This is a genomic window from Mesorhizobium sp. M3A.F.Ca.ET.080.04.2.1 (assembly GCF_003952525.1).
Taxonomy (GTDB): domain Bacteria; phylum Pseudomonadota; class Alphaproteobacteria; order Rhizobiales; family Rhizobiaceae; genus Mesorhizobium.
Genome location: NZ_CP034451.1, coordinates 5,106,949 through 5,131,860, shown reverse-complemented (window position 1 = coordinate 5,131,860; position 24,912 = coordinate 5,106,949). Strand labels below are relative to the sequence as shown.

The 24,912-nt window shown below is 64.4% G+C and carries 25 protein-coding genes and 2 pseudogenes; 10 read left to right on the top strand and 17 right to left on the bottom strand.

The window, feature by feature from the left end:
- The first annotated feature begins 58 nt into the window (after positions 1–58).
- A complete protein-coding gene (locus EJ074_RS24495) occupies positions 59–709 on the top strand; it encodes a dihydrofolate reductase family protein (RefSeq protein ID WP_095806901.1) in 651 nt (216 codons plus the stop codon).
- A 56-nt stretch (positions 710–765) separates the two neighbouring features.
- On the opposite strand, the gene EJ074_RS24490 is transcribed toward EJ074_RS24495, so the two are convergent.
- The gene (locus EJ074_RS24490; protein ID WP_095806902.1) at positions 766–1,632 is read right to left on the bottom strand and encodes a LysR substrate-binding domain-containing protein; all 867 of its coding nucleotides are present in this window, start codon (positions 1,630–1,632) and stop codon (positions 766–768) included.
- A gap of 100 nt (positions 1,633–1,732) precedes the next feature.
- Here EJ074_RS24490 and EJ074_RS24485 point away from each other — a divergent pair, with 100 nt between their 5' ends.
- Complete coding sequence (locus EJ074_RS24485) at positions 1,733–2,332, top strand: LysE family translocator (protein WP_095806903.1); 600 nt, start codon at positions 1,733–1,735, stop codon at positions 2,330–2,332.
- A gap of 48 nt (positions 2,333–2,380) precedes the next feature.
- Here the strand turns inward: EJ074_RS24485 and EJ074_RS24480 are convergent, their stop codons facing one another.
- A complete protein-coding gene (locus EJ074_RS24480; RefSeq protein ID WP_095806904.1) occupies positions 2,381–3,559 on the bottom strand; it encodes an MFS transporter in 1,179 nt (392 codons plus the stop codon).
- Between the two features lie 193 nt (positions 3,560–3,752).
- Between EJ074_RS24480 and EJ074_RS24475 the strand changes: the two genes are divergently transcribed.
- The 3 genes from EJ074_RS24475 (at position 3,753) to carB (ending at position 8,806) form a co-directional block, all read left to right on the top strand.
- A complete protein-coding gene (locus tag EJ074_RS24475; RefSeq protein ID WP_095806905.1) occupies positions 3,753–4,109 on the top strand; it encodes a helix-turn-helix transcriptional regulator in 357 nt (118 codons plus the stop codon).
- 133 nt (positions 4,110–4,242) lie between these two features.
- On the top strand, positions 4,243–5,049 hold the full coding sequence (locus tag EJ074_RS24470; RefSeq protein ID WP_095806906.1) for an SH3 domain-containing protein: 807 nt from the start codon (positions 4,243–4,245) through the stop codon (positions 5,047–5,049).
- Positions 5,050–5,302: 253 nt separating this feature from the next.
- Positions 5,303–8,806 (top strand): carbamoyl-phosphate synthase large subunit, encoded by a 3,504-nt coding sequence (gene carB / locus EJ074_RS24465; protein WP_095806907.1) that lies wholly within the window; start codon positions 5,303–5,305, stop codon positions 8,804–8,806.
- A gap of 55 nt (positions 8,807–8,861) precedes the next feature.
- On the opposite strand, the gene EJ074_RS24460 is transcribed toward carB, so the two are convergent.
- From EJ074_RS24460 to EJ074_RS24445, 3 genes are all read right to left on the bottom strand, one after another.
- A complete protein-coding gene (locus tag EJ074_RS24460; RefSeq protein ID WP_129553843.1) occupies positions 8,862–9,326 on the bottom strand; it encodes a cupin domain-containing protein in 465 nt (154 codons plus the stop codon).
- Between the two features lie 500 nt (positions 9,327–9,826).
- Positions 9,827–10,294: a hypothetical protein gene (locus EJ074_RS24450; protein WP_095806909.1), complete on the bottom strand. Its 468-nt coding sequence runs from the start codon at positions 10,292–10,294 to the stop codon at positions 9,827–9,829.
- Positions 10,294–10,680 carry a DUF6152 family protein gene (locus EJ074_RS24445; protein ID WP_095806910.1) on the bottom strand — a complete coding sequence of 129 codons (387 nt, stop codon included), beginning with the start codon at positions 10,678–10,680 and terminating at the stop codon, positions 10,294–10,296. The genes EJ074_RS24450 and EJ074_RS24445 overlap by 1 nt, the downstream gene beginning before the upstream one ends.
- Before the next feature lie 227 nt (positions 10,681–10,907).
- On the opposite strand from EJ074_RS24445, the gene EJ074_RS24440 reads away from it, so the two are divergent.
- Positions 10,908–11,228 carry a DUF1476 domain-containing protein gene (locus tag EJ074_RS24440; RefSeq protein WP_095806911.1) on the top strand — a complete coding sequence of 107 codons (321 nt, stop codon included), beginning with the start codon at positions 10,908–10,910 and terminating at the stop codon, positions 11,226–11,228.
- Positions 11,229–11,256: 28 nt separating this feature from the next.
- Here the strand turns inward: EJ074_RS24440 and EJ074_RS24435 are convergent, their stop codons facing one another.
- The 6 genes and pseudogenes from EJ074_RS24435 to EJ074_RS24410 all read right to left on the bottom strand — a co-directional run bounded on the left by EJ074_RS24435 (position 11,257) and on the right by EJ074_RS24410 (position 16,934).
- Complete coding sequence (locus tag EJ074_RS24435; protein WP_095806912.1) at positions 11,257–11,814, bottom strand: DUF4142 domain-containing protein; 558 nt, start codon at positions 11,812–11,814, stop codon at positions 11,257–11,259.
- 59 nt (positions 11,815–11,873) lie between these two features.
- Positions 11,874–12,698, bottom strand: coding sequence for a carbohydrate ABC transporter permease (locus tag EJ074_RS24430; protein WP_095807036.1), 825 nt, complete (start codon positions 12,696–12,698; stop codon positions 11,874–11,876).
- A 1-nt stretch (position 12,699) separates the two neighbouring features.
- Positions 12,700–13,614: a sugar ABC transporter permease gene (locus EJ074_RS24425; protein WP_095806913.1), complete on the bottom strand. Its 915-nt coding sequence runs from the start codon at positions 13,612–13,614 to the stop codon at positions 12,700–12,702.
- A gap of 122 nt (positions 13,615–13,736) precedes the next feature.
- Positions 13,737–15,005 carry an ABC transporter substrate-binding protein gene (locus EJ074_RS24420; protein ID WP_095806914.1) on the bottom strand — a complete coding sequence of 423 codons (1,269 nt, stop codon included), beginning with the start codon at positions 15,003–15,005 and terminating at the stop codon, positions 13,737–13,739.
- A gap of 406 nt (positions 15,006–15,411) precedes the next feature.
- Positions 15,412–15,899: pseudogene (locus EJ074_RS24415) on the bottom strand (N-acetyltransferase).
- A 57-nt stretch (positions 15,900–15,956) separates the two neighbouring features.
- Positions 15,957–16,934, bottom strand: a complete 978-nt coding sequence (locus EJ074_RS24410; protein WP_095806916.1) for a transglycosylase SLT domain-containing protein — start codon at positions 16,932–16,934, stop codon at positions 15,957–15,959.
- Between the two features lie 177 nt (positions 16,935–17,111).
- Here EJ074_RS24410 and EJ074_RS24405 point away from each other — a divergent pair, with 177 nt between their 5' ends.
- Positions 17,112–17,681, top strand: a complete 570-nt coding sequence (locus EJ074_RS24405; RefSeq protein ID WP_129553842.1) for a methylated-DNA--[protein]-cysteine S-methyltransferase — start codon at positions 17,112–17,114, stop codon at positions 17,679–17,681.
- Between the two features lie 34 nt (positions 17,682–17,715).
- Here the strand turns inward: EJ074_RS24405 and EJ074_RS24400 are convergent, their stop codons facing one another.
- Positions 17,716–18,045 carry a hypothetical protein gene (locus EJ074_RS24400; RefSeq protein ID WP_095806918.1) on the bottom strand — a complete coding sequence of 110 codons (330 nt, stop codon included), beginning with the start codon at positions 18,043–18,045 and terminating at the stop codon, positions 17,716–17,718.
- Between the two features lie 279 nt (positions 18,046–18,324).
- Between EJ074_RS24400 and EJ074_RS24395 the strand changes: the two genes are divergently transcribed.
- Complete coding sequence (locus EJ074_RS24395; protein ID WP_095807037.1) at positions 18,325–18,537, top strand: cold-shock protein; 213 nt, start codon at positions 18,325–18,327, stop codon at positions 18,535–18,537.
- A gap of 373 nt (positions 18,538–18,910) precedes the next feature.
- On the opposite strand, the pseudogene EJ074_RS24390 reads toward EJ074_RS24395, so the two are convergent.
- The 3 genes and pseudogenes from EJ074_RS24390 to EJ074_RS24380 all read right to left on the bottom strand — a co-directional run bounded on the left by EJ074_RS24390 (position 18,911) and on the right by EJ074_RS24380 (position 21,355).
- Positions 18,911–19,519: pseudogene (locus EJ074_RS24390) on the bottom strand (glutathione S-transferase family protein).
- Positions 19,520–19,601: 82 nt separating this feature from the next.
- Positions 19,602–20,462, bottom strand: coding sequence for an EAL domain-containing protein (locus tag EJ074_RS24385; RefSeq protein WP_129553841.1), 861 nt, complete (start codon positions 20,460–20,462; stop codon positions 19,602–19,604).
- Entirely contained in the window at positions 20,459–21,355 is an 897-nt protein-coding gene (locus EJ074_RS24380; RefSeq protein ID WP_095806921.1) for an EAL domain-containing protein, read from the bottom strand. The genes EJ074_RS24385 and EJ074_RS24380 overlap by 4 nt, the downstream gene beginning before the upstream one ends.
- Before the next feature lie 203 nt (positions 21,356–21,558).
- Between EJ074_RS24380 and EJ074_RS24375 the strand changes: the two genes are divergently transcribed.
- Complete coding sequence (locus tag EJ074_RS24375; RefSeq protein ID WP_095806922.1) at positions 21,559–22,761, top strand: pyridoxal phosphate-dependent aminotransferase; 1,203 nt, start codon at positions 21,559–21,561, stop codon at positions 22,759–22,761.
- A gap of 60 nt (positions 22,762–22,821) precedes the next feature.
- On the opposite strand, the gene EJ074_RS24370 is transcribed toward EJ074_RS24375, so the two are convergent.
- Positions 22,822–23,217, bottom strand: coding sequence for a cupin domain-containing protein (locus EJ074_RS24370; RefSeq protein ID WP_095806923.1), 396 nt, complete (start codon positions 23,215–23,217; stop codon positions 22,822–22,824).
- Positions 23,218–23,299: 82 nt separating this feature from the next.
- Positions 23,300–23,851, bottom strand: coding sequence for an isoprenylcysteine carboxylmethyltransferase family protein (locus EJ074_RS24365; RefSeq protein ID WP_095806924.1), 552 nt, complete (start codon positions 23,849–23,851; stop codon positions 23,300–23,302).
- A gap of 97 nt (positions 23,852–23,948) precedes the next feature.
- Here EJ074_RS24365 and EJ074_RS24360 point away from each other — a divergent pair, with 97 nt between their 5' ends.
- Positions 23,949–24,857, top strand: a complete 909-nt coding sequence (locus tag EJ074_RS24360) for an alpha/beta hydrolase (RefSeq protein WP_348626972.1) — start codon at positions 23,949–23,951, stop codon at positions 24,855–24,857.
- Positions 24,858–24,912 lie beyond the last annotated feature (55 nt).

Genomic DNA, 24,912 nt, shown 5'->3' with positions numbered 1-24,912 from the left:
TCGTCCTTAGGCTGACAGCCCTGCCATGACGGCGCGGATAACGATAAGGGAGAGACAAATGCGAAAGATCATCGCCGCCACATTCGTCAGCCTCGACGGCGTCATGCAGGCGCCGGGCGGACCGGAAGAGGATCCGGTCGGCGGCTTCAAATTCGGCGGCTGGACGTTTCATTACTTTGATGAGGTGGCAGGCGCCGCTTTGGATGAATTATTCTCCAAACCCTTTGCCCTGCTGCTCGGCCGCAGAACCTACGACATCTTCGCCGCATACTGGCCGTATCAGAAAGATAAGATCGCAGATGCCTTCAACCCCGCGACCAAATATGTGGCGACGCACCGCCCGGATTCCCTGACTTGGGAGAACACCCACTCGCTTGGGCCAGATGTCGTGGCAAGGCTCCGGCAGCTCACAGAGGAAGACGGACCTGACCTGCTCATTCAGGGATCAGGCAATTTGATCCAGACTCTGCTCGCCAACGGGCTGATCGACGAGATCCGGCTGATGATCTTCCCGTTGTTGCTCGGCAAGGGCAAGCGACTGTTCGGCGACGGCGCGATGCCGGCTGCCTTCAGGCTCACCAGGTCGCAGGCCTCGAGCACCGGCGTGATCATGGCGAACTATGAACGCAGCGGCGAGATCCGCACCGGCTCGTTCGCCCAGGAGGAGCCTTCCGAGGCTGAGCTCGAGCGGCGCCGCACCTGGAAGTAGAACCGGCGATCCGTTCCTCGCCTCCACGAATGCGGAGGGGCGAGGGGAACTCGCGCTCACGCTGCCTGACGGTAGCGCGCCAAGCCTTTGCGGATATGATCCGCGAAGGCTTGCGCGGGCGGTGTGACGGCGTGTTTCGGCAGATGCAGGTTCACGGAAAACTCCGGCAGAGGCGGAAGGCCGGCATCGGACAGGATGTCGAGATCGACAGGCACCGTCGAGGCAAGCCACGTGGTCACCGCAAGGTCCGAACGCACCGTCGCCGTCGTGGCGTCGATATTGCCGTTTTCGAACACGGTGCGCCAGTCGAGCCCATGCTCACCGAGCGCGGCCAGCACCGCCGGTCGGAACGCGCAGGTGTCGGCGACGATCGAGACCGGCAGCGGTCGTTTCAGCCGTGCCGTTCCGCCTCTCGCGCCGACCCAGACCAGCCGGTCGACGAGCAGGCATTCGCCGCTTGATCGCCCGGCCCGCTCCTCGATGATGGCAAGATCGATTGTCCCTGCCGCAAGTGCCGCCGCGAGTTCGGGCGAGGAGGCGCAGACCAGCGAGATCTCCACCTGCGGAAAGGCTTCGGCATAGGCCTTCAGCACCGGCTGGAGCAGCGTGCCGACAAGATCGTATGGCACGCCGAGCCGCACCTGTCCGGCAACCACCTTGCCCCGGATCTCTGCCAGGATCTCGTCATTCAACTGCAACAGCCGCCTGCCGTTGTCGAGCAGCCGCTCGCCGGCGCGCGTCAGCCTCAGGCCTCGCCGGTCGCGCTCGAACAATGTCTGGCCAAGCACCTCCTCCAGCCGCTTGACGTGTTGGCTGACCGCGCCTTGGGTCAGATGAAGCGCGTTGGCGGCGGCCGTCATGCTCGCCTTCTCGGCTGTGGTCACGAAGGTGCGAATGAGGGTCGTGTCGAGATCGCGGATCATAAATGGCATTATATTTTGTAATTCAATCCATATCAAACATTGCATTTACTGATGATGCAGGACGGCTAGATTCCGACGCTCCTTCCACCGGGGAAGCCAGATGTCCGAGACCGTTATCCCTCTTGTCCTGTTCGCGCTGGTCTCGACCTCGACGCCTGGGATCGCGACAACCCTTTCGACGGCGTCCGGCGCGCAGTTCGGCTTTCGCCGGTCGGTGCCGCTGATGGCCGGCAGCGCGGCGGGATTGGCATCGGTGGCGGCTGCCGGCGCGGCAGGCCTCGCCGGACTGCTCACCGCCGTCCCTTCGCTGCAACTCGCGATGAAGATCGCCGGCTCGATCTACCTGATCTGGCTGGCGCTCAAGATCGGCCGCAGTGGCCCGCCCAATCTCGATGTCAGCATGGCCAGGCCGAACAGTTTTTTCGGCGGCGCCGGCATTCAGTGGATGAACCCGAAGGGCTGGGCGATGGGATTGGGTGCTGCCGCCTCCTTCGCGGCACTGGCCGACAGTCCCGTCCAGCTTGCGCTACTGCTCGGTTCGGTGTTCGGCCTTGCCGCGGCCTTTTCTTTGTCGCTCTGGTGCGTAGCGGGCACGCTGCTCGCCCGGCTGCTCAAGACCGAGCGGCAGTGGCGCGCGCTCAACATCGTCCTTGGCCTGCTGCTGGCCGCCTCGATCCTGCAGATGTGGCGGCCAGCTTGAGAGCGGCGTCGCACGACGTAGCGTCGCGCAAGGCAACCAGTTCCGATCTTATTCCGCCGGCATGGCGACTGGCCGGGCAAGCACCCGACCGGCAAGCACGACGCCCAATCCAGCGATAGGGAACAGCGCCGCGATCAGGCCGAGATCCGCCGGCGCGCCGAGGCGCAGCACGGCAGCGCCGACGATCGCGCCGAGCGCGACGCCGAAATAGAGCGCCGAAGCATTGAGCGACAGCACGATTGGCGCCGCATCAGGCGCGATCCTGATGATGCGGCTCGCCTGCGCCGGCGCGAAGGCCCAGCCGACGATGCCCCACGGCACCATCATGACCAAGAGTGCCGGGCCGGCGATCGTGTGCGGCAGGAAGGTCGGAATCAGCGAGAAGGTGACGAGCATCGCTGCACTCAGCGCCAGCGACCAGCCGACGGTGCGGGTCGCGCCGAAGCGGTCGGCCGCCTGGCCGCCGGCGATGTTGCCGATGACGGCGCCGATGCCGAAGGCGAGCAGCATTCCGGGCAGCGCCAGCGGGCTCAAGCCCACACCGTCGATGGCCAACGGCGCGATGAAGGCGAACACCGTGAAGGCGCCGGTCAGCGCCAGCACCGTCGTCGCCAGGATCGGCATGATGCCGGGACGGAGCGCCGCCGCCACCCGCGCCTTGAGCGGCAGCCTGGTGCCGATGATGCCGCGCGGCAAGCGCCACCACAGGATCGCGCCGGCAAGCGCGCCGAGGCCGGCGACTGCGAAGAAGGTGCCGCGCCAGCCGGCGATGGCCGCGACCAGCGCGCCGAGCGGCGCGCCGACCGCAACCGCCACCGTGGTGCCGCCGACGACGACGGCGATGGCGCGTGCGCGATGGTGATCATCGACCAGGGCTACCGCTGTCCCTTGGGCGGTCGCGGCGAACAGGCCTGACGAAAGCGCCATGACGATGCGGGCAATCAGCAGCAGCTCGAAGGACGAGCTGAGCGCGGCAGCAACATTGCCAACGACGAAGAACACCAGCGTCCACAGGATCACGCGCCGCCGGTCCCACTCGCCGGTCAGCGTCGCCAGGACCGGCGCGCCGATCGCATAGGCAAGCGCGAAGGCTGTGATCAGGGAGCCGGCGAGCGGAACGGAGATGCCGGCATCGGCGGCGATGTCGGGCAGGAGGCTGGAAATGACGAAGCCTTCGGTCGAGATCGTGAACGATCCGAGCGCTAGCCAGTAGAGCCGCTTATCCATGGGATCTGTCCTTAGTTCAAAAGTCATTGAACAATTGGACATGGCAGCACGTTATGTCAACGGACCCTGGGAAAAATAGCTGAACCCTGCTGACAGCTCTATGTCAGCACGAGGCCGGGATGAACGGATCGTCCGGGTCCGCCGAAGGAGGAGACGCGTTGAACTCGGCCGTGTTTGTGCTTAATTCTGGTCCATGACCTTGCCCCACCCCAACGCTGACCAGATCAGCCTGCCGATCGTGCTCGCCGTGCTCGGCGACCCGACCAGGCTTGCCATCGTGCGCTATCTCGCCAGCAAGGAAGGCGTGCCGCTGAGCTGCAGCAAGTTCCTCGATCTCGCCTCCAAGACCAACCTCAGCTACCACCTCGCCAAGCTGCGCGAAGCTGGCGTGACCCGCGCCGAGGTGGTCGGCACCAGCCGTCTGATCACGCTGCGCCGTGCTGATCTCGATGCCCGCTTCCCCGGCCTGCTCGACAGCGTGATAACGGCGGCCGGTGAGGACAAGGCGCTGCCGGTGATTGGCACAGCGGAGACCGAGATCGACGCCTGAATTGGTCATGACCCTTCGGCCCGGATTTTTCCGATGACATCGCGCAGCAACGTCTCCTATAAACGCCTCGGCTTGCGATGGCGCTCCTTGAGTCGCGCCGTGTGAATTGCAGTGCATTGCCCATGGCCGAAGGATGAGGCGCACAGTCACGCTCCGATCGACGCTGCAGATACTGTTCGCCGCTCAGCTGCTGGTGGCCGTCCTGCCGGCTTTCGCCCAGGACGCGCCAGAGACGGTCATCTCCATCATCGGCGGCCTGGCGCCGGACGACCTCCTCAACATTCGCGCCACCGCTTCAGCGGGCGGAAAGGTGACGGCGCGGCTGCCAAACGGAGTGGCTGTCAAGAATCTCGGCTGCAATGTCGTCAACGGCTATCCATGGTGCAAGATCGAGGACACCCAGGGCGCGAAGATCGTCGGCTGGGCGCCGGCGCGCTATCTCAGCCCCGGCAATCCGGCACCCGCGCCCGACGACAGCGCCGCCCCGGTCACCGAAGTCAGCGCTTCGCCCGCCGAAGCGCCGCCGCCCGATATCAGCGCGCGCCTGGGCAGCGCCGACCCGGCCGAGCCGCCCTCCGCTGCCGATATCGGCAGGACCGCCATGCAGGACGCCTATGGCCTCGCCTTCGCGGCGTCAGCGGCAACCTCGGGCTCCGAAGCTCCTGCCCCGGATGCCGCCGGCGGCATTCCCTGCGCGCGCCGCATCGGCCAGCCGATGACGCGCTGCCAAGTCTCGGTCGCGCGTGCAGGCGGCGACAGCGACGTGACCGTGGCCTGGCCGGACGGCGGCACGCGGCTCATCCTCTTCCGCGACGGCCAGCCGTCCGGCTCGGACTCGCCGGACAAGTTCCGTTTCACTCGCGAGGGCACGCTCAACATGATCCGCGTCGGCGTTTCCGAGCGGTTTGAGATTACGGATGCGTTGGCGCTGGGGGAATGAAATAGGGAAGTATGTTTCGCAGCCCGCTTGAACCTGTCTCCTCCCCTACTCCCCTACTCCCCTACTCCCCTACTCCCTCCCCTACTCCCCTACTCCCTTACTCCCCTACTCCCTCATTTTCGGGGTTACATCCGCCAAAACTCTTCCCTATAAGGCCCTCCTAGCCTGATACCAGAATCGCAAGCACAACCGGCCGGGTCCTCCCCCCGCCCGGTTTTTCGTGCAAGCCGCTCGCCGAACGGAACCTGTAGACATGCCAAGACGTACCGACATCAAGTCGATCCTGATCATCGGGGCCGGCCCCATCGTCATCGGCCAGGCATGCGAGTTCGACTATTCCGGCACCCAGGCGTGCAAGGCGCTGAAGGAAGAGGGCTTCCGCGTCATCCTGGTCAACTCCAATCCGGCCACCATCATGACCGATCCGGAGCTGGCCGATGCCACCTATATCGAGCCGATCACGCCGGAAGTGGTGGCCAAGATCATCGCCAAGGAACGCCCCGATGCGCTGTTGCCGACCATGGGCGGGCAGACGGCGCTGAACACGGCCTTGTCGCTGCGCCGCATGGGCGTGCTCGACCGCTACAGTGTCGAGATGATCGGCGCCGACGCGCATGCCATCGACAAGGCCGAGGACCGCGCCCTGTTCCGCCAGGCGATGAGCAAGATCGGCCTGGAGACGCCACGCTCGATGCTGGCCAACGCCACCGAGGTCAAGGACGCCGACCGCAAGATCCATGAGGCCGAGCGCGCCGCGCTCAAGGCCGAAAACCCGGAAAACCTCGATGCCGCGCTCGACGCGCTCGAAACGCGCTGGAACCTCGGCGAAGGCGACCGCAAGCAGCGCTACATCGGCCATGCCATGGGGGTCGCCGCCCAGGCGCTCGACCATGTCGGCCTGCCGGCCATCATCCGCCCTTCCTTCACCATGGGCGGCACCGGCGGCGGCATCGCCTATAACCGCGCCGAATTCTACGACATCGTCCAGTCCGGCCTCGACGCGTCCCCGACCACCGAGGTGCTGATCGAGGAGAGCGTGCTCGGCTGGAAGGAGTATGAGATGGAGGTTGTCCGCGACAAGGCTGACAACTGCATCATCATCTGCTCGATCGAGAACCTTGATCCGATGGGCGTGCACACCGGCGATTCCATCACCGTCGCGCCGGCGCTGACGCTGACGGACAAGGAATACCAGATGATGCGCAACGCCTCGATCGCGGTGCTGCGCGAGATCGGCGTCGAGACCGGCGGCTCCAACGTGCAGTTCGCCGTCAACCCGGCCGACGGCCGCCTGGTGGTGATCGAGATGAACCCGCGAGTCTCGCGCTCCTCTGCGCTGGCCTCCAAGGCGACCGGCTTCCCGATCGCCAAGGTCGCCGCCAAGCTCGCCGTCGGCTACACGCTGGACGAGTTGGAGAACGACATCACCGGCGGCGCCACGCCGGCTTCCTTCGAGCCGTCGATCGACTATGTGGTGACGAAGATCCCGCGCTTCGCCTTCGAGAAATTCCCCGGCGCCGAGCCGGTGCTGACCACCGCCATGAAGTCTGTCGGCGAAGTGATGGCCATCGGCCGCACCTTCCAGGAATCGCTGCAGAAGGCGCTGCGTGGTCTAGAGACCGGACTGACGGGCCTCGACGAGATCGAGATTCCCGGCATCGGCCACGGGACTGCGCCAGCCAGCCACGTCGACGACCGCAACGCCATCCGCGCCGCGCTCGGCACGCCGACCCCCGACCGGCTGCGCATGGTGGCGCAGGCGATCCGCATGGGCACGTCGCTCGAAGACGTGCACGCCATGTGCAAGATCGACCCGTGGTTCCTGGAGCAGATCGCCGGCATCATCGCCATGGAGGAGCGCATCCGCGAGCATGGCCTGCCGCAGGACTCGACCAATCTGCGCATGCTGAAAGCCATGGGCTTCTCCGACGCCCGCCTCGCGTCGCTGACCAAGACCGACCTGGAAGTGATTCAGAAGACTCGACAAAAGCTCGACGTTCATCCGGTTTATAAGCGCATCGACACCTGCGCGGCCGAGTTCGCCTCGCCGACCGCCTACATGTACTCGACCTATGAGGTGCCCTTCGCCGGCGAACTCGCCAACGAGGCGCGCGTCTCGTCGCGCAAGAAGGTCGTCATCCTCGGCGGCGGCCCCAACCGCATCGGCCAAGGCATCGAGTTCGACTATTGCTGCTGCCATGCGGCCTTCGCGCTGCGCGATGCCGGCTACGAAGCGATCATGGTCAACTGCAACCCGGAGACCGTGTCGACCGACTACGACACCTCCGACCGCCTCTATTTCGATCCGCTCACGGCGGAGGACGTGCTGGAGATCCTGCGCGCCGAGCAGGCCTCCGGCGAGCTCGTCGGCGTCATCGTCCAGTTCGGCGGCCAGACGCCGCTGAAGCTGGCCGACGCGCTGGAGAAGGCCGGCATCCCGATCCTCGGCACCTCGCCCGACATGATCGATCTGGCGGAGGACCGCGACCGCTTCCAGAAGCTCCTGCACAAGCTCGGCCTCACCCAGCCGAAGAACGGCATCGCCTATTCGGTCGAGCAGGCCCGCCTCGTCGCCGCCGAGCTCGGCTTCCCGCTGGTGGTGCGCCCGTCCTACGTGCTCGGCGGCCGCGCCATGCAGATCATCCATGACGAGGGCATGCTGCAGACCTACCTGCTCGACACCGTGCCCGGCCTGGTGCCGGAGGACATCAAGCAGAAATACCCCAACGACAAGACCGGCCAGATCAACACGCTGCTCGGCAAGAACCCGCTGCTCTTCGACACCTATCTGACCGGCGCCATCGAAGTCGATGTCGACTGCCTCTGCGACGGCAAGGATACCTTCGTCTCCGGCATCCTGGAGCATATCGAGGAGGCCGGCATCCATTCCGGCGACAGCGCCTGCTCGCTGCCGGTCCACGCTTTGCCGTCCGACCTCGTCGACGAGTTGGAGCGCCAGACCGCCGCACTCGCTCGCGCGCTCAATGTCGGCGGCCTGATGAACGTGCAGTACGCGATCAAGGACGGCACGGTCTATGTGCTGGAGGTCAACCCGCGCGCCTCGCGCACCGTGCCCTTCGTCGCCAAGACCATCGGCCGTCCCATTGCGAAAATTGCCGCCCGCATCATGGCTGGCGAGACGCTGGAAAACGCCTTCGCCCACTACGGCGCCATGCCCGACCCGCGCAATCCTGGCCACATCGCGGTCAAGGAAGCCGTCTTCCCCTTCGCCCGCTTCCCCGGCGTCGACATCTTGTTGGGGCCGGAAATGCGTTCGACCGGCGAGGTGATGGGCCTCGACCGCGACTTCGCCCTTGCCTTCGCCAAGAGCCAGCTCGGCGCCAATGTCGACCTGCCGCGCTCCGGCACCCTGTTCGTCTCGGTGCGCGACGAGGACAAGAAGGGCATATTGCCGGCGGTGAAGCGCCTCTCCGGCCAGGGCTTCAAGGTGCTCGCCACCTCCGGCACCGCCCGTTTCCTCGCCGAGAACGGGGTGGTGGCGGAAAAGATCAACAAGGTGCTCGAAGGCCGACCCCACATCGAGGACGCCATCCGCAACCGCCAGGTCCAGATCGTCTTCAACACCACCGACGGCCAGAAGGCGGTGTCGGACTCCAAGTCGCTGCGCAGGGCAACGCTGATGCAGAAGGTGCCTTATTACACGACGCTGTCGGGTGCGGCGGCCGTGGCAGAGGCGATTGCGGCGCTGCGGGCTGGGAACCTCGAAGTGCGGCCGCTGCAAGAATATTTTGGGTGAGGCTGCCAGCCCCTCCCTTCTCCCTTGTGGAGCCCACAAGGGAGAAAGCGGAACCTCACCCCTGCCCCTCATACGCCCTCCCATCCTTGTGCAGAAACCGTCCATCCGAACTCGGGCTCATCATGTCGATATTCGAGCAGGTGATGACATCGTCCGGGTTGCGCGAGCCGACTTCCAGGTAGCGCGCCGTGACCGATGACCGGTTGATCATGTGGTGGCCGTTGCCGCTGTTCTTGGCGAAGGCAGCACTATCGCCGGCCTTGAGCAGCGTTTCGCCGCCATCCTCGACCAGCGTCAGTTCGCCCTCCAGCACGTAGACGAGCTCGTCCTCATGGCTGTGCCAGTGGCGCTGGCTCGACCAGCCGCCGGGCGGCAGCGTCATCAGGTTGACGCCGAAATCCTTCAGGCCGCCCGCATCGCCGAGGCGGCGGCGGGTGCGCTCGGCGCAGGGCTGGTCGAAGGGTGGCGGATAGCCGGAGCCTTTGCGGACGGGCACAGCGGATAGGTCGATCTTGGGCACGGAACACTCCCGAATGATGTCGCAATTTAGTTCGCGGCGAGCGCAGCCACAGAGCCAGCTTGCGGAATTTGCCAGGATATTGGAGCGATGCCGCCCGCGACTGCGCTCTACGGCGCCCCCCTCTGTCCTGCCGGACATCTCCCCCACAAGGAGGGAGATCAGCCGTCATCGCGGCTTTCGCCAATCGTCGACGTTGCAGGATTGGCGAGGCGCCGAAGCCGCCAATCTCCCCACAAGTGGGGGAGATGTCCGGCAGGACAGAGGGGGGCGCCGTAGAGTGATTTCCGACCCCGTCTTCTCAGCGCACCACCGGACAGCGACGCTGGAACCGCACCCGCTTCCCGGCATTCTGCCCGTGGGCTAAAACCTTGCGATGGACGAGATGCCCGAAGACGAGATCGACCTGCGCTGCCCGCACGTCGTCGCCTTGACGTCGTCCGACTGCAACTTCTCCTCAGGGCGGATTCAGACCTCAGCACCGGCCTTCTGCGCGCCGCTCGCTACAGAAACCCGATGAACCGTCCGGCCAGCAGCACGCCTATCCACAGCGCCAGCGAAAGCGCCGCCAGCATGGCCGCCAGACCGCCCGCCGGCTCGTCTCCGCCGCGTCCGCGGCCGAGCCACAGGAAGCCGAGAAAATTGATCCCGGCGAGTAGGATCAGCGTCATCTTGGCGAGGAAGATCGGCATCGCCGCATAGGCGCTGGCCCGCACCGAAAACAGCAGCGAGCCGGTGACAAGCGCGCCGGCGAAAGCGACGAATGCCGTGCGGCGCAGCAGGCCGGTAAACGCCGCGTAGGGCAGCGCGCGGAACATCCCGCAGACCCTGAGATCCATCAGGGCGACGCTGGTCAGCAGCGCGCCGACCGCCAGGATGTGCAGCGCGTTGACGATCGGATAGGCGACAAAGGAGGCTTTCAGCCCTCGCACCAAGGCAAGCTGCTCGATGCCGGCCAGAAACTCCGCCATCAGGCCGGCGGCACACGGTCGGGATAGACGTCATAGTTCTTGCCGCCGACGCTGATGCGCACCGCCTTCATGCGCTTTTCCGACTCGTCGCGGGAGCGGTGGCCGATCGCGGTCACCTCGTCGCCGACCTTGGCGACCTCCTCCGTGAAGCCGGCGGCGATGGTGCGGGCGGGCGGCGCCATCTCCACCCGCCAGACCTCGCCCTCCGCATCGACGTCCAGCGTCGCATGCGGATTGCCGATATAGATCGCCGCGATCTTGCCCTTGAGCTGAAAGAAGTCGTCCTGCGTCCACGACCAGCCGTGATGGGCATACGCCGTCCCGGCGACAAGCATCAGCGATGCCGCCAGCGCGACGCCGCGTATCCGGTTGAAAGATGACTGCATCGCCAGTCTCCTCCACTCCTCCTGCCAGTGGTCGAAAGTAGGCCACGGCAGGGCCAGGTCAAATCACATCGGAGCTTCAGCCCGGCATGGCACGAATTTCGGTTCCGCGGCGTCCACGGCACGATCAGGCCTTGCTACAGGCCTTCATGCTCCCCACTTTCGTTTCTCCTGGCCGCTCTTTCTCATGCATCGGAGGCGGTCGAACTCACGTGTGAGCGAGGCAAACCATGAGCAGCATGAGGGACCGTCAGGAAGGTTTCGAAAAGAAATTCGCAATGGACGAGGAGACGAAGTTCAAGGCCGTGGCGCGCCGGAACAAGCTGCTCGGCCTGTGGGCCGCAGAAAAGCTCGGCAAATCCGGCGCGGATGCCGACGCCTATGCGAAAGAGGTGGTGCGCGCGGATTTCGAGGAAGCGGGCGACAACGACGTGTTACGCAAGGTCCGTGCCGATTTCGACGCGGCAGGCGTCGCCCAGTCGGATGCTCAGATTCGCCAGGCCATGGACGAGTTGCTGGCAACGGCGATCGAGCAGATCAAGGCGAGCTGAGGACCCGTTGCGGCGGGCAGAACCACCCTCACCCCTGGTGCGCCACCGCCAGTTCCTTGACATGCTTCTCGTGCATCTTCAGCACCGGCAGCGTCTTCTTGGCGAATTCCTTCATCGCCGGGTCGTCGCCCGAATTGGCGTAGGTGCTGAACAGCGCCACAGCATCCCTGTGCGCATCCGTCTGCATCTTGATGTATTTGGCGTCGAAATCCTTGCCGCTCGCGCTCTTCAACTCGTCGAGCATCTGCTGCTCCTTCGGCTGCAGCGCGGGGCCTGCGGGCTTGATCGAGGCCGTCGTCTGGCCCTGGCTCATCGCCGCCTTGAAATCCTCGGCGGCCTTGGTGTGGTCCTTGATCATCTCATCGGCAAAGGCCTTGACGTCGTCCGACGGTGACTTCTCCTCGGCCAGCCTGCTCGACTGAATCTCGAACTCGTTGGCGTTGGGCACGGTGGTGACGAAAGTCTGCGTGTCGACCTTGTTGTCTGCCGCCATTGGCGCGACGTCGTTGCCGTCGTTCGACTGGGCAAAGGCGGCCGGCGTGCCGGCAAGGAGCGCGATGGCGGTCGCGGTCAGAAGCGTTTTCATCTGGAATCTCCGATCAGCCCCTTCCACTTCCAACGCGAAATGGCGCTGCCGGTTGCGTCCTATCCCTTCACCCCGCCGGCAGTGAGCCCCGACACAATCTTGCGCTGGAAGATCAGCACCAGCACCACCAGGGGCACGGTGACGATGACCGAAGCGGCCATGATGTTGCCCCAGGGGATCTCGAATTGCGAGTTGCCGGACAGCAGCGCGATCGCCACCGGCACCGTGCGCTGCGCGTTGTTGGAGGTGAAGGTGAGCGCGAACAGGAACTCGTTCCAGGCGCCGATGAAGGCGAGCAGGCCGGTGGTGACCAGCGCCGGCCACATCAGCGGCAGGAAGATGCGGGTGATGATGATCCATGGCGTCGCGCCGTCGAGGATCGCCGCTTCCTCGACCTCGACCGGCAGGTCGCGCACGAAGGTGGTGAGCACCCAGACCGTGAACGGCAGGGTGAAGATCATGTAGGAGAAGATCAGCGCCACCAGCGAATTGTAGAGACCGGCCCAGCGGACCATCTCGAACAGGCCGGCCAGCACCGCCACTTGCGGAAACATCGACACCGACAGGATGGCGAGCATCAGCGCCGAGCGGCCGCGGAAGCGAACACGCGCCAGCGCATAGGCCGCGGTGACGCCGAGCAGCAGCGAGATCAGCACCACGGCGCCCGACACGACCAGCGAGTTGACGAGGTTGCGCAGGAAGGCGCCTTCGGTGAGCACATTGGCGTAGTTGGCGAGGCTGGGCGACTTCGGCCAGAGATTCGCCTCGAACAACTCGCTACCCGATTTTAGGCTGGTGACGATGGCATAGTAGAACGGAAACACCGCGACGAAGACGATCACCGCCACCAGCAGGTAGAAGGCCGCGCGCTTCAGCATCGCCATCTCAGCGGCCTCCATCCAGGCTGATGCGGGCGACGCGGATATAGGCGATGGTGAGCAGCGCCAGGATCAGGAACAGAAGCGTCGAGGCTGCCGAGCCATAGGCGAACTTGTCGAACTCGAACAGGTTCTCGCGCGCGAACACAGACATCGACTTGGTCTGCACATTGTTGGGCGTCAGCACATAGATCAGGTCGAAGATGCGCAGCGCGTCGAGCCCGCGGAAGATCACCGCCACCATCACCGCCGGGCGGATCAGCGGCAAGGTCACCCGCCAGAAGATCTGCCAGGGACTGGCGCCGTCGAGCCTTGCCACGTCGATGATCTCGCGCGGCAACATCTGCAACGCCGCCAGGATCAGGAGGGCCATGAACGGCGTCGTCTTCCAGATGTCGACGATCAGCACCGCGACCATCGCCGTGTCGGCGCTCGCGGTCCAGGCGATCTTGGTCTGGATCAGGCCGAGACTGAGCAGCACGACATTGATGATGCCGAACTGGTCGTTGAGCATCCACTGCCACATCTTGGCCGAGACGATCGTCGGGATGGCCCAGGGGATGAGGATCGCCGCCCTGACGACGCCCCGGCCGCGGAATTCCGCGTTCAGCACCAGCGCGACGATCATGCCGAGGATCGTCTCGCAGGTCACCGAGACGGCCGTGAAGCGCACGGTGTTCCACACGGCGCGCCACCAGACCGGGTCGACCAGCAGGCCGTCATAGATCACCCGGCCGCTTGGCATGCTGAGCACCGAGAAATAGTTGTCGAAGCCGACCCATTGCCGAGCCTCGAGATCGGCGAGCGAAGCATCGGTGAAGCTGAAATAGATGGTGCGGATCAGCGGCCAGCCGGCGACGGCGGCAAGCACCAGCAGCATTGGCGCAAGGAACAGCCATGCCGAGCGCACGCGCTGGCGCATCAGCCGCGAGGGCGGCGGCCGCGCGGCGACCGCAGGCGTTGGCGGCACTCGCGCTATCGCCGTTTCGCCGGCCCAGTTTCCACTGGTGCGAACAATTGGGCCGGACCGTGCCGGCTCTGTGGTCACCAGCCTTTGCCCTTCAGCTTGGTCAGCCTTGCTTCGAGATCGGCGAGGTTGTCGGCGGCATTTCCCTCACCCGACAAGGTCTTGTGCACGGCTGTCCAGAACTGGCTCGAGGCCTCGTTGTACTTGATCTTCACCGCGGCCGACGGGCGCGGCACGGCATTGAGGAACACCTGCTTCCAGCGTGGGATGATCGGCTGCTCCCTGGCGATGTCGGCATCCTCATAGAGCGCCTCGATCGTCGGCAGATTGGATGTCTTCAGCGTCCGGTATTTCTGCATTTCGGGCGAGGCGATGAACTTCACCATGTCGATCGCCGCATCCGGGTGCTGCGAATATTTGGAGACGGCAAGGTTCCAGCCGCCGAGCGTCGCCGCGGGCCGCGCGCCCTCGCCCGTGCCTGCCGGCAGCGGCACCACGTCGAACTTGCCCTTGATCGGCGAGTCCGCGCCATTGCCGAGCGCATAGGCATAGGGCCAATTGCGCATGAAGACGGCATTGCCGGTCTGCCAGACGCCGCGCGATTCTTCTTCCTGGTAGGCGAGCACGCCCGGCGGCGAAATGCTGCCGATCCACCCCTTGGCCATGTCGAGCACAGCCACGGCCTTTGGATTGTTGATTGAGACGGTACCGTCCGGCTCGATGATCTGGCCGCCGCCGTTCGACGTCACCCATTCGAGCGCGTCGCAGGTCAGCCCCTCATAGGCGTTGCCCTGGAAGACGAAGCCCCAGATGTCCTTGTTGCCGGCGGCCCGCTCCTTGTCCATGACGAGCCTGGCGCTGTCTGCCAGTTCCTTCCAGGTGGTCGGAACCTTGGCGCCGTACTTGTCGAGGAGATCCTTGCGGTAATAGAGCGCCGGCGCATCGGTGAAGATCGGCAGCGCCACCAGCTTGCCGTTGACGGTCTGCGACTGGATGATCGACGGGAAATGGGCGCCGACGACATCTTTTGTCGCTGCAGTCAGGTCGACCAGCTGGCTGGCCAGTTGCGGCGCCCAGATGACGTCGGTCTGGTAGACGTCGATGTCGGTGTTGCCGGCGGCGAGCCATAGCCTGTACTGGCCGAACTGGTCGGTCGTCGACGACGGCATGACCACGATGTTCACCTTGTTGCCGCTCTGCTTCTCGTAGCGGTCGAGGATCTCGCGAAGCACCTTGATGCCGTTGCCGGTGTCGCCGGAGACGATCGACAGGTCGACGGCCCACGCCGGAGCGGCCAACAGCAGGGCGCCGGCCGCAAACGCCACAAATGCGTGGAAGAGCTTCATGACGGTGGATCTCCCTGTGGAACCGGTGGCGCGGAGCTCCACACGCCGCCAGCTCATCGGGCCCTCCACCCCGCATCGGAATGCGGAACGTGCCTTTCGGTTCCCCGGCGCCGCCACACACGCGACAGGACCGGTGCCCCGCCGAACGGCTCCTGTTGGCTAAGTGCGACGCGACCTACGCCATCCGCTAAAGCGGGCGGACTCCGAAACCCACCGCCCCGGAGCCCGCCTTGGAGAGGCTTGTACATGCCGGCACAGCCCCCTCCGACGCCTTGCCTGCGTCGATCCACCGATCGGCCGCCCGGCGCCATGACGAATTAGCATGTTCTAACGTCAGGCTGTGTGAAGCGGTTCACAATGCCGCCGTGGATTTGGCGTGGAGCTCTCGGCAGGTGCCGGAAATTGGCTAGCCTTCCCAGGTGACCGGGATCATGCCGAGCCGCTCATAGAGCCTGAAGGCGGCGGCGTTCTTGACCGTATTGCTCTTGAGATCGACATGAGCCGCGCCCTTGTCGCGAAAGGTCAGGAAGACCTGCCGCATCAGCGCCTCGCCGATGCCGCGTCCCTGGCCTCGGGATGAACGGCGAGATTCTTGACGAAGCCGGATGTCCAGCAAAGCGCGGCGCCCGCCAGCAGGCCCTTGGCGTCGATGACGAGAAAGCAGAGTTGTGGATCGAACTCGGCATCGCCAGCAATACGCCCCCACCAGTCCTCGAACGGTCCGTCGGGGCCGTCGTCGAACACCTCTTCCAGCAGCGCGTGCAGCGCCTGCGCGTCCCTGTGCTCGAACGGACGCATCACGAAGCCGTCCGGCCAATGCGGCGGGGTCAGCGCATCGTCGAGAATCTTGCGAATGCGGATGTCGTTCGGGGCTGGCGGGCTAGGACTTTTCATACCGGTTGCCTAGGCGCCGTTCCAGCTTTTGGGCGTCAGCCGCCGAAGGCACGGCGCTCAGGCGTCGGGCGGCAGCCGGCGGCGCGTGCGATCGACGCCGAGGCCGGTGGCTTCGAGCAGACCCTTGCGCTTGGCGTCGTAGTAATAGCCGCTCTGGTAGAGCTGGTCGGCGCGCTTCTCATTGCCGCCCGACACCAGCCAGGCGCCGCGCAGATACTTGACGGCGTATTTCAGGTTGGTCTCGGCGTCGAACAGGCCGCTGGCCGGACCATCATAGCCCATGCCGCGCGCCGTCGCGTGCTTGATCTGCATCAGCCCCCAATGGCCGTGATTGTAGGCCTTCGGGTTGAAGGTGCTCTCACGGTTGACGACATGGCGCACCAGATCAATCGGCACTTCATAGATCGCCGAATATTTCTCGATCAGCCGCTCGATCTCTCCGCGCGGACCGATGGCGTGCTTCACTGGCTGACCAGGTGCGGCAAGCAGCGCCGGGTTCTCCGGCGACACATAGGCGACCTGCTGGACGCCCGGCATTGGCGCAACTTTTGCCGTCTGACCGGTGACGGGCATGGCGACGCCGGCCGTCGCATAGACGGCCGCGTGCTTGAGCGAGCCGGGTCCGGTCGGCGACGCGCCGGCCATCAGCACCGGCGGTGGCGGGAATTGTCCTGCAACAGGCGTCGAGCCGGCGAAGGCCGTGGGCTGCGTTGGCGGCGGCAGCGCCGCGCCGGGCTGAGCCGGGGGCGGCAGCGCCACGCCGGGTTGTTCCGGCGGCGGGAGCGCACCCGGAGTCCCGGTTGCTGAAGCATCGCCGGTCAGCGCTGCTGTCTGGACCTGCGCAAGACCGGAAGGTTCGGGCAGCACGGCAACGGTTTCGGGCAGCGCGACGGTCGGCGTGTCCTCTTCGACGGCAGGCGTGGACGCCGCCGCAAGCGCCGGCGTGGCCTTCGTCTGCGAGGTCGAGGTGCAGCCGCTGAGGCCAGCCGCGCCAACGAGCACGCCGATCGCCGTGAGGATGATTTTCGCTGCCAAGCCCTGCAGGTCCGCTTCGTCGGTTGTTAAGAAGTCCTTACACCAGCGATTCCGGCCGGGCAATCGGGACCACCCCGCGGTTTTCGGGTGGCGGGACTCGCAGCAAACTGCAATATTGTTCCCTATCTGTACCGTGCATGTACGCGGTTTTTCGCGGTTTGCGGAAAGGAGCGCGCCATGGAAAATGCATCATCGATCACGGCCGGCCACGCAGTGTTAGAAACAGTGATCGGCTTCATGGGCATAGCCTGGAGCGAAAATGGCCTGATCCGGCTCTGCCTGCCCGAGCACAGCCGCGAAGCGGTCGAGCGTCGGCTGTTTCGCCATGCCGGGGTTTCCGCCTCGACCCGGCAACCGCAATGGGTGGTCGAATTGATCGCCTCCATCAAATCCTACGCGGCCGGGGAGGATGTCGATTTCTCGAGCGTGCCGGTCGATCTCGCCGGCGTCGACGACTTCCGCCTCGCCATCTACGATGCCGCGCGCAAGCTTGGCTTCGGCGAAACCACCACCTATGGCGAACTGGCCAAGCGCGCCGGCCATGCCGGGCTTGCCCGCGAGACCGGAGCCGCCCTTGGCGCCAATCCGGTGCCGCTGGTTATTCCCTGCCATCGCATCCTCGCCGCAGGCGGCAAGATCGGCGGCTTTTCGGCGCCCGGCGGCTCGGCCACCAAGGAAAAGATGCTGGCCACGGAGGGCGTACGCCTCGGGCGGCCGCCCGCCGCCCAGGCTTCATTCGGGTTCTGAATCCAAACAGGACTGCCAGGCGGCGATCGGCCGTTTAGTCCTGCGGGAACAGGCGGCGGCGGAAACGCCGCTCGAAATCCGGCCGCTTGCAGACATAGACGGGACAAGACCTGGTGTCGGCGCTGGGCACATAGGCCCTCGCTCGCACCTCGCCCATCGTGCAGAAGCGCTCGTCGCGCACATAACGGTCATAGAGCGGCAGTCCCGGCACCCGCGTCGATTGATAGCGCAGGATGACGGCGCCCTGCCTGGCGATCGTCGCCCGCACGCGATCGCAGCTCATGCGCGTCGGGTCGTAGCGCGAGACGGCCTGCGCTTCGGCGGCGACCAGCATCAGGCAGGCGGCAAGCACAATGGTTCTCATGGTTGCTCTCCCAAAGACCGGCAGAACGCCGTTGCTCTCTATAACGCACGCCTGGACGCTAAATTTCCACACGGCCGGCGACCTCATTCAAGACGGCGGAACCGCCCTTGCCAATTCATCTTGTTTTCATCCGCGAACCATCCTATATGCGACCCATTGAAATTGGCCGATCGATCGGGCCTCGCGATCTTCGCGTTTGCTGACGTCTATCTCCAAAATTTCGATACCACCGGCCGGATCCGATCCGGTCAAACGAAGCAAATGCGAAGGACATTCTCAATGGCATCTGGAACGGTCAAGTGGTTCAACGCCACCAAGGGCTACGGCTTCATCCAGCCCGACAATGGCGGCGCGGACGTTTTCGTCCATATCTCCGCCGTCGAGCGCGCTGGCATGACCAGCCTCATTGAAGGCCAGAAGATCAACTTCGAGATCGAGCAGGACCGCCGTACCGGCAAGTCCGCTGCTGGATCTCTGAGCAAGGCAGCCTGATTTCGCTTAAGCATTATGCGGCCAAGCGTTATCGCTTGGCGTCGCAAGAATGCGACTAAGCAAGGCCGCGCACTGGGCGAGAGCCTGGGGCGCGCGGCAAGTCACGGATGTACTGACGGTCGCGCGACAAGCGCGCCGGAGCGGAAGGACCCGACAAGTCGAAGCAGCAGATTGCTGCCGGCCCGGCCCCGACGCTCCCGATCAGGCTACCGACATAGGAAGGCGGGCATTGTCCCGCCTTTTTTGTTGTCTGGATTTTGAACGTGGTGATTGGCGAAATGGCGGAGCTGCTTCCTTCTCCCGTCTCTATACGGGGAGAAGGCGCCGTCACAGAAGCTTTCCCCATTCGCCACGCTTCGCGCGAAAGAATTCCTCAGGGCAGCCACTCGATCGGCACATGCCCCTTGTCCGCCTCGACCCGTTTCAGCCACTCCACCACCGCCGGATAGGCATCGAGCTGAAAGCCGCCCATCTCGGCGGCGTGGGTGTAGGCATAAAGCGCGATATCGGCGACGCTGTAGCTGCCTGCAGCGAAAAAGGCGTTGGCTTCCAAGTGCCTGTTCATCACGCCGAGCGCCTTGTTGCCGCGCTCCAGCGTCAGCGCCAGCCTTTCCGGCGTCGCGTCCTTGGCACGTTCGGGGAAGGTGAGCAGCGCCTTGCGCACAGCGATTTAAGGCTCATGACTGTATTGCTCGAAGAACAGCCACTGATAAACCAGCGCCCGCTCGTACCTGTCGGCGGGCAGGAAGCGCGTGCCCTCGGCGAGATAAAGCAGAATGGCGTTGCTCTCGGCGACACGCCTGCCGTCATCGAGCTCGAGCAACGGCACCATGGCGTTCGGATTCTTGGCGATATACTCCGCCTTGCGCGTCTCGCCCGTATGCGAGCTTACCTCGACATTGGTGAAGGCGATGCCGAGCTTGGCCATCAGCAGCCGCGGCTTGTAGCAATTGCCGCTGTCGATCATGCTGTAAAGTATCATGGGCCCCTCCATCGCCGTGGCAAATGAAGAAAGCTATCGTGCTGGGAGCAGCGGCATCCAGTGATTTGTTTTGGCGCAACCATCAGCGGCGCTGATGCAACGGTACGACTTTGTCGTTGGCCTCAAGCAGCGAGTCGATCGACAGCGGCTCTTCGTTGAAGATCGTTCCGGCACGGGCCGGGCGAGCGAGCAAATATCCCTGCAGCAGGTCCACGCCGCCATCCAGCGCGACGCGCAGATGAGCGGCCTGCTCGATGCCTTCGACCAGCACCTTGGCGCCGCGGTCGTGCAGCATCGACACCAGCGGCCGGAAGAACCGCTCGGCCGCGGCATGGCGGCAGAACTCGGCGAACCAGCCGCCGTCGATCTTGACGATATCGGGCGAAAGCAAGTTGATCCGTTCCTCGGTCGAATGGCCGGTGCCGAAATCGTCGATGGCGATGCGAATGCCGCCACGCCTCATCTCGCGCACGAGGCTGACCAGAACATCGTCATCGGCCAGCTTTTCGGTGATTTCGCAGACCAGCAGTGCCGGCTCGAGGCCAAATTCGCCGAGCTGCCTGGTCATCACGCGGATCTCGGCCAGCGCCCGCCCGAGGTGATCGTTGATCAACGGATCGTAGTTGAAGAACAACGTCAGGTCGTCGACGCCGATATTGCTGTAGTTGCCGAGATGCAGCCTCCGACACATGGTTTCGACGAACAGGCGATCCGGCGCGGGCACGCTGTCGAAGAACACCGACGGTGCCACTGGCTGCGCGACCCGCCGCGGCTCGATCAGCGCTTCGACGGCGACGGGCTTGAGCGTCCTGCCCCGGGGCGCGAAGATCGGCTGATAGGCGCTCCACAGCCGGAACTCGCCATAGATGCCGAACTGGAGGCCGATCTCGTCGGCGAAGATCGCTTCGGCGACGTTGCGCCGTCTGTCGGGGCGCCTGTTCATGGCGATGCCTTGCGTCCGAACACCCTCGCCTGCCGAGCCGCTGGCGCCGATGCCGGGATGGCCGTGGCCTGCGACTTGATTTCTGCCGCCGAGGCCTGGGGGTCCTTGGTCAATCTGCGAAAGCTTGTGGGGGCAAGTTCTGGCCGGGCGAGGACATAGCCCTGCACCATCGAGGCGCCCGACTTCTCGGCAAGTTCGAGCTGCCAGTTCTCTTCGATGCCTTCGAAGACCGTGCGGATGCCCTGACTTTCGAAACTCTCAACCATCGCCGTAAGCAGCGCAAAGCCGGCGCCGGATTCCATCAGCTGGGAGATCCAGTGGGCGTCGAACTTGACGATGTCCGGCTTCAATTCCTTGACGCGGTTGATGTCGGACTCCTCAGCGCCGTAGTCGTCGACGGCGATGCGGAAACCATTGGCCCGAAGCGCCTCGACAAAACTGTAGAGCGTCTCTTGCGATGCCGATTTCTGCTCGGTGACTTCGCAGACGATGCGGCGCGGCTCGATGCCGGCCTCGTGCAGCACCAGCCGCATGTCGCGCAGCGCCTTGTCGACAACGGCTCGCTCGGTGAACACCGAAGGGTCGAAATTGACGAAGATGGATGCCTCGTCCGGCAGGCAGGCTCCGGCATTCAACAGATGCAGCGTGCGCGTCAACGCCTCGACATGCAGCCGATCGCTCGCCGGACAGGTGTTGAAGAAGCTCATGGGCGACTGCGGCTCGCCGTCGCGAAACGGCCGGATCAGCCCTTCGAAGGCGACGAGCGAAAGCTTGCCTTCGCTGAAGGCGAAGATGGGCTGGAACGCGCTCTGCAGCGAATGGATGCCCCAGACAGCGGTGGAGGTGCCGTCGTCCAGGCGGATGATGTGGGCAAGCCCGATGCTGCGCGACAAGGGTTCCTCGCTCCGCAAAACTTGGCGGAAATCAGTCCGCCATTCTGCCAGCGAAGGGTTTACCGGTCGTTGATGAACTTAGAATTGCCGCTCACCGCAGCTTGCGCGCTGCTTCATCCGACAAGGCTTGCGCTTGGGCCGATGATGCGACATGAGAGGCGCCGCGGCCGCTCCTGGCCGCGCCTTCCTGGAGACACTCTGTCATGGCCTTTCTTGCCGACGCCCTTTCCCGCGTAAAGCCTTCCGCGACCATCGCGGTGACGCAGAAAGCGCGCGAGCTGAAAAATGCCGGTCGTGACATAATCGGCCTCGGCGCCGGCGAGCCGGATTTCGATACGCCGGACAACATCAAAAATGCGGCGATCGACGCGATCCGCCGCGGCGAGACCAAATACCCGCCGGTTTCCGGCATCGCGCCGCTGCGCGAGGCGATTGCCAAAAAGTTCAAGCGCGAGAACAATCTCGACTACCGGCCGGAGCAGACCATCGTCGGCACCGGCGGCAAGCAGATCCTGTTCAACGCTTTCATGGCGACCCTGAACCCCGGCGACGAGGTCATCATCCCGCGTCCCTACTGGGTGAGCTACCCTGAAATGGTGGCGATCTGCGGCGGCACCTCCGTGTTTGCCAACACCTCGATCGACAACGGCTTCAAGCTGACGGCAGAGGTGCTGGAGATGGCGATCACGCCGAGGACCAAGTGGCTGCTGATGAACTCGCCGTCCAACCCTTCGGGCGCCGCCTACACCGAGAGCGAGCTCCGGGCGCTGGCCGACGTGCTGCTCAAGCACCCGCATGTCTGGACGCTTACCGACGACATGTATGAGCATCTGACCTATGGCGATTTCGTCTTCAAGACCATCGCCGAGGTCGAGCCGCAGCTGTACGAGCGCACGCTCACCATGAACGGCGTGTCGAAAGCCTACGCCATGACCGGCTGGCGCATCGGTTATGCCGCGGGCCCGGTTCCGCTGATCAAGGCGATGGACATGATCCAGGGCCAGCAGACCTCAGGCGCTTGCACCATCGCGCAATGGGCTTCCGTCGAGGCGCTGAACGGGCCGCAGGACTTCATCGCCAAGAACAAGGCGATCTTCCAGGGCCGGCGCGACCTTGTCGTGTCGATGCTCAATCAGGCGCGCGGCATCACGTGCCCGTCGCCGGAGGGCGCCTTCTATGTCTATCCTTCCTGCGCCCAGTTGATCGGCAAGAAGACAAAGAGTGGCAAGCTCATCGAGAGCGACGAGGCCTTCTGCTCGGAATTGCTCGAGGCCGAGGGTGTGGCGGTGGTGTTCGGCTCGGCCTTCGGCCTGGGCCCGAACTTCCGCATCTCCTATGCCACCTCGGACGCGCTGCTGGAGGAAGCCTGCACGCGCATTCAGCGATTTACGGCGTCGCTGGTCTGAGCTGCAACGCAGTCATCGATCAATGAAACCCGGTCTGAGGCCGGGTTTTGTCGGGCGCTCTCAGCCGCCATACTGCTCGTCGGAGACCGCCTCAAGCCAGTCTGCGTGGCTGCCGTCCAGCGCCTCCTGCATCGCGACATGGGTCATCGCGCTCTTCGGACCGGCACCATGCCAGTGCTTTTCGCCAGGCGCGAAGGAGATGACGTCGCCTGCCCTGATCACCTCGATCGGACCGCCCCAGGTCTGCGCCAGACCAGCGCCGGCCGTGATGTAGAGCGTCTGGCCAAGCGGATGCGTGTGCCAATGCGTGCGCGCGCCGGGCTCGAAACTGACCAGCGTCGCCCTCAGCCGCGCCGGATCCTCCTTTTCAATGATCGGCGTCTGCAGCACTCGGCCGGTGAAATACTTTTCCGGCGCGATGACGGTCGGCACGCTTCCGCAGGCAATGATCTTCATGGTCTTGATCCCTCGAACTGGCTGCACCCAACCGGATGGCCATCTCTTCGAGCCGACCGCCGGTCCCTTCGCGCCGACGGCATCACCAACGCAGTCGCGGCCAGAACAGCCCCGCGCGCTTCCGATGGGCGTCGTAAGCGCCGGCGAGCTCGGTACGCGAGAACTTCTTCTCCTCGTCGAGCGCCGCGATCAGATAGATGGCGAATATGCCGACAACCGGCATCACGGCCCATACCGACCAAGTGGCGGTGCCCCACCCGGCCCAGAATACGATGTAGGAAGTATAGAACGGGTGGCGGATATAGAAGAAGGGTCCCTCGGTCACGAGACCCTGTGGATTGCCGGCGTCGAAGGCAAAGCTCAGCCGCGCCCTGCGCGACCGCAGGATCGCCCACCAGAACAGCATGGAGCTCACAAGCTGGACAATCAGGCCGACGATCTTGGCCAGCGGTGGCTGTGGCAGGATCCAGATGATCGCCAGAAAGAACAGGGTCGTGATGGCCACGGACGCCGAGATGATCGCAGCGCCCAACGACATTTCGGACGACTGAAAATGAGCCCGCATCGACCAGAGATATTGGCCGACCGTGATGATGCTGGCGGTCGACACAAGAAGATCGAGCCAAAACTCCATGTCCCTCCTAAATCAGCCATGAAAAGGCTGAGCACATCCGGCCACGGGCATACATCCTTCCTTAACCAAAAATTTAAAGGAGGTGTAGACCGGGGAGATGCGAAATTGCCGGCAATGCAATCAGAAGGTTCAATCCGGCATGCCTGTGGCCGAGCGAACGATCCGGACACCAGAAGCTGATTTGCGCGTCAGCGATTCGTCTGGAAGTGGCTTGCCGATCGTCATGATCCACGGATCAGGCAGTTCGCGCGCAGTGTTCGCGCGACAATTCGAAAGCTCTTTGGCCGATCGGCATCGGCTGATCGCATTCGACCTGCCTGGACACGGCGATTCATCGGATGCCAGCGATCCGGTCGCGACTTACTCGCTCGGCGGTCTCGCCCAAGCGGCCGCTGAGGTTTTCGATCGCATGGCTATCGACCGCGCCATCGTTTTCGGCTGGTCGCTCGGCGGCCATGTCGCCATGGAACTGGCAAGCTTTCATCCTGCGTTCGCAGGGCTGATGCTCACCGGCGCGCCGCCGGTCTCGAAAGGACCTTTCGGGATGCTTCGAGGCTTCCATGCCAGCTGGGACATGTTGCTCGCTTCCAAGAAGGTTTACTCGGATCGCGACGCCGAAAGGTTCGAGGCACTGTGCTTTGGCGACAGCGCTGGTCCGTCATTTCGCCGGGCCATATTGCGGGCAGATGGTCGCTTACGCTCTGCAGTGACGCGCGGCATGTTCACCGGTCGGGGCGCCGACCAGAAACAGGTGGTCGAGCAGGCTCAATTCCCCGTGGCCATCGTCAACGGCGAGAACGACCTCTTCGTGCGGCTGAGTTACTTCGAAACGCTGGCTTGCCGCTCCCTCTGGGAACACTGTCACGTCATCCCCGGCGCGGGACACGCCCCGTTCTGGGAACGCCCGGAACTTTTCAATCCGTTGCTCGCGCGCTTCGCCGAAACGGTGGCGACACGCGAAGAAGGCGTGGCGAGGTCGGCCGCACGCGAGCTTCGGGTCGGCTGACCGCAACTGCGGACGGTTGCGACCGTCGCTGAGAGTGAGGACGGCGTAAGAATTC

What these genes read in the sequence shown, in the direction of transcription:
- EJ074_RS24495 (WP_095806901.1), top strand. Translation starts at nt 59, where the DNA reads ATGCGAAAGATCATCGCCGCCACATTCGTCAGCCTCGACGGCGTCATG.
- EJ074_RS24490 (WP_095806902.1), bottom strand. Translation starts at nt 1,632, where the DNA reads ATGATCCGCGATCTCGACACGACCCTCATTCGCACCTTCGTGACCACA.
- EJ074_RS24485 (WP_095806903.1), top strand. Translation starts at nt 1,733, where the DNA reads ATGTCCGAGACCGTTATCCCTCTTGTCCTGTTCGCGCTGGTCTCGACC.
- EJ074_RS24480 (WP_095806904.1), bottom strand. Translation starts at nt 3,559, where the DNA reads ATGGATAAGCGGCTCTACTGGCTAGCGCTCGGATCGTTCACGATCTCG.
- EJ074_RS24475 (WP_095806905.1), top strand. Translation starts at nt 3,753, where the DNA reads ATGACCTTGCCCCACCCCAACGCTGACCAGATCAGCCTGCCGATCGTG.
- EJ074_RS24470 (WP_095806906.1), top strand. Translation starts at nt 4,243, where the DNA reads ATGAGGCGCACAGTCACGCTCCGATCGACGCTGCAGATACTGTTCGCC.
- carB (WP_095806907.1), top strand. Translation starts at nt 5,303, where the DNA reads ATGCCAAGACGTACCGACATCAAGTCGATCCTGATCATCGGGGCCGGC.
- EJ074_RS24450 (WP_095806909.1), bottom strand. Translation starts at nt 10,294, where the DNA reads ATGGCGGAGTTTCTGGCCGGCATCGAGCAGCTTGCCTTGGTGCGAGGG.
- EJ074_RS24445 (WP_095806910.1), bottom strand. Translation starts at nt 10,680, where the DNA reads ATGCAGTCATCTTTCAACCGGATACGCGGCGTCGCGCTGGCGGCATCG.
- EJ074_RS24440 (WP_095806911.1), top strand. Translation starts at nt 10,908, where the DNA reads ATGAGCAGCATGAGGGACCGTCAGGAAGGTTTCGAAAAGAAATTCGCA.
- EJ074_RS24435 (WP_095806912.1), bottom strand. Translation starts at nt 11,814, where the DNA reads ATGAAAACGCTTCTGACCGCGACCGCCATCGCGCTCCTTGCCGGCACG.
- EJ074_RS24430 (WP_095807036.1), bottom strand. Translation starts at nt 12,698, where the DNA reads ATGGCGATGCTGAAGCGCGCGGCCTTCTACCTGCTGGTGGCGGTGATC.
- EJ074_RS24425 (WP_095806913.1), bottom strand. Translation starts at nt 13,614, where the DNA reads ATGCGCCAGCGCGTGCGCTCGGCATGGCTGTTCCTTGCGCCAATGCTG.
- EJ074_RS24420 (WP_095806914.1), bottom strand. Translation starts at nt 15,005, where the DNA reads ATGAAGCTCTTCCACGCATTTGTGGCGTTTGCGGCCGGCGCCCTGCTG.
- EJ074_RS24405 (WP_129553842.1), top strand. Translation starts at nt 17,112, where the DNA reads ATGGAAAATGCATCATCGATCACGGCCGGCCACGCAGTGTTAGAAACA.
- EJ074_RS24400 (WP_095806918.1), bottom strand. Translation starts at nt 18,045, where the DNA reads ATGAGAACCATTGTGCTTGCCGCCTGCCTGATGCTGGTCGCCGCCGAA.
- EJ074_RS24395 (WP_095807037.1), top strand. Translation starts at nt 18,325, where the DNA reads ATGGCATCTGGAACGGTCAAGTGGTTCAACGCCACCAAGGGCTACGGC.
- EJ074_RS24385 (WP_129553841.1), bottom strand. Translation starts at nt 20,462, where the DNA reads ATGAACAGGCGCCCCGACAGACGGCGCAACGTCGCCGAAGCGATCTTC.
- EJ074_RS24375 (WP_095806922.1), top strand. Translation starts at nt 21,559, where the DNA reads ATGGCCTTTCTTGCCGACGCCCTTTCCCGCGTAAAGCCTTCCGCGACC.
- EJ074_RS24370 (WP_095806923.1), bottom strand. Translation starts at nt 23,217, where the DNA reads ATGAAGATCATTGCCTGCGGAAGCGTGCCGACCGTCATCGCGCCGGAA.
- EJ074_RS24365 (WP_095806924.1), bottom strand. Translation starts at nt 23,851, where the DNA reads ATGGAGTTTTGGCTCGATCTTCTTGTGTCGACCGCCAGCATCATCACG.
- EJ074_RS24360 (WP_348626972.1), top strand. Translation starts at nt 23,949, where the DNA reads ATGCGAAATTGCCGGCAATGCAATCAGAAGGTTCAATCCGGCATGCCT.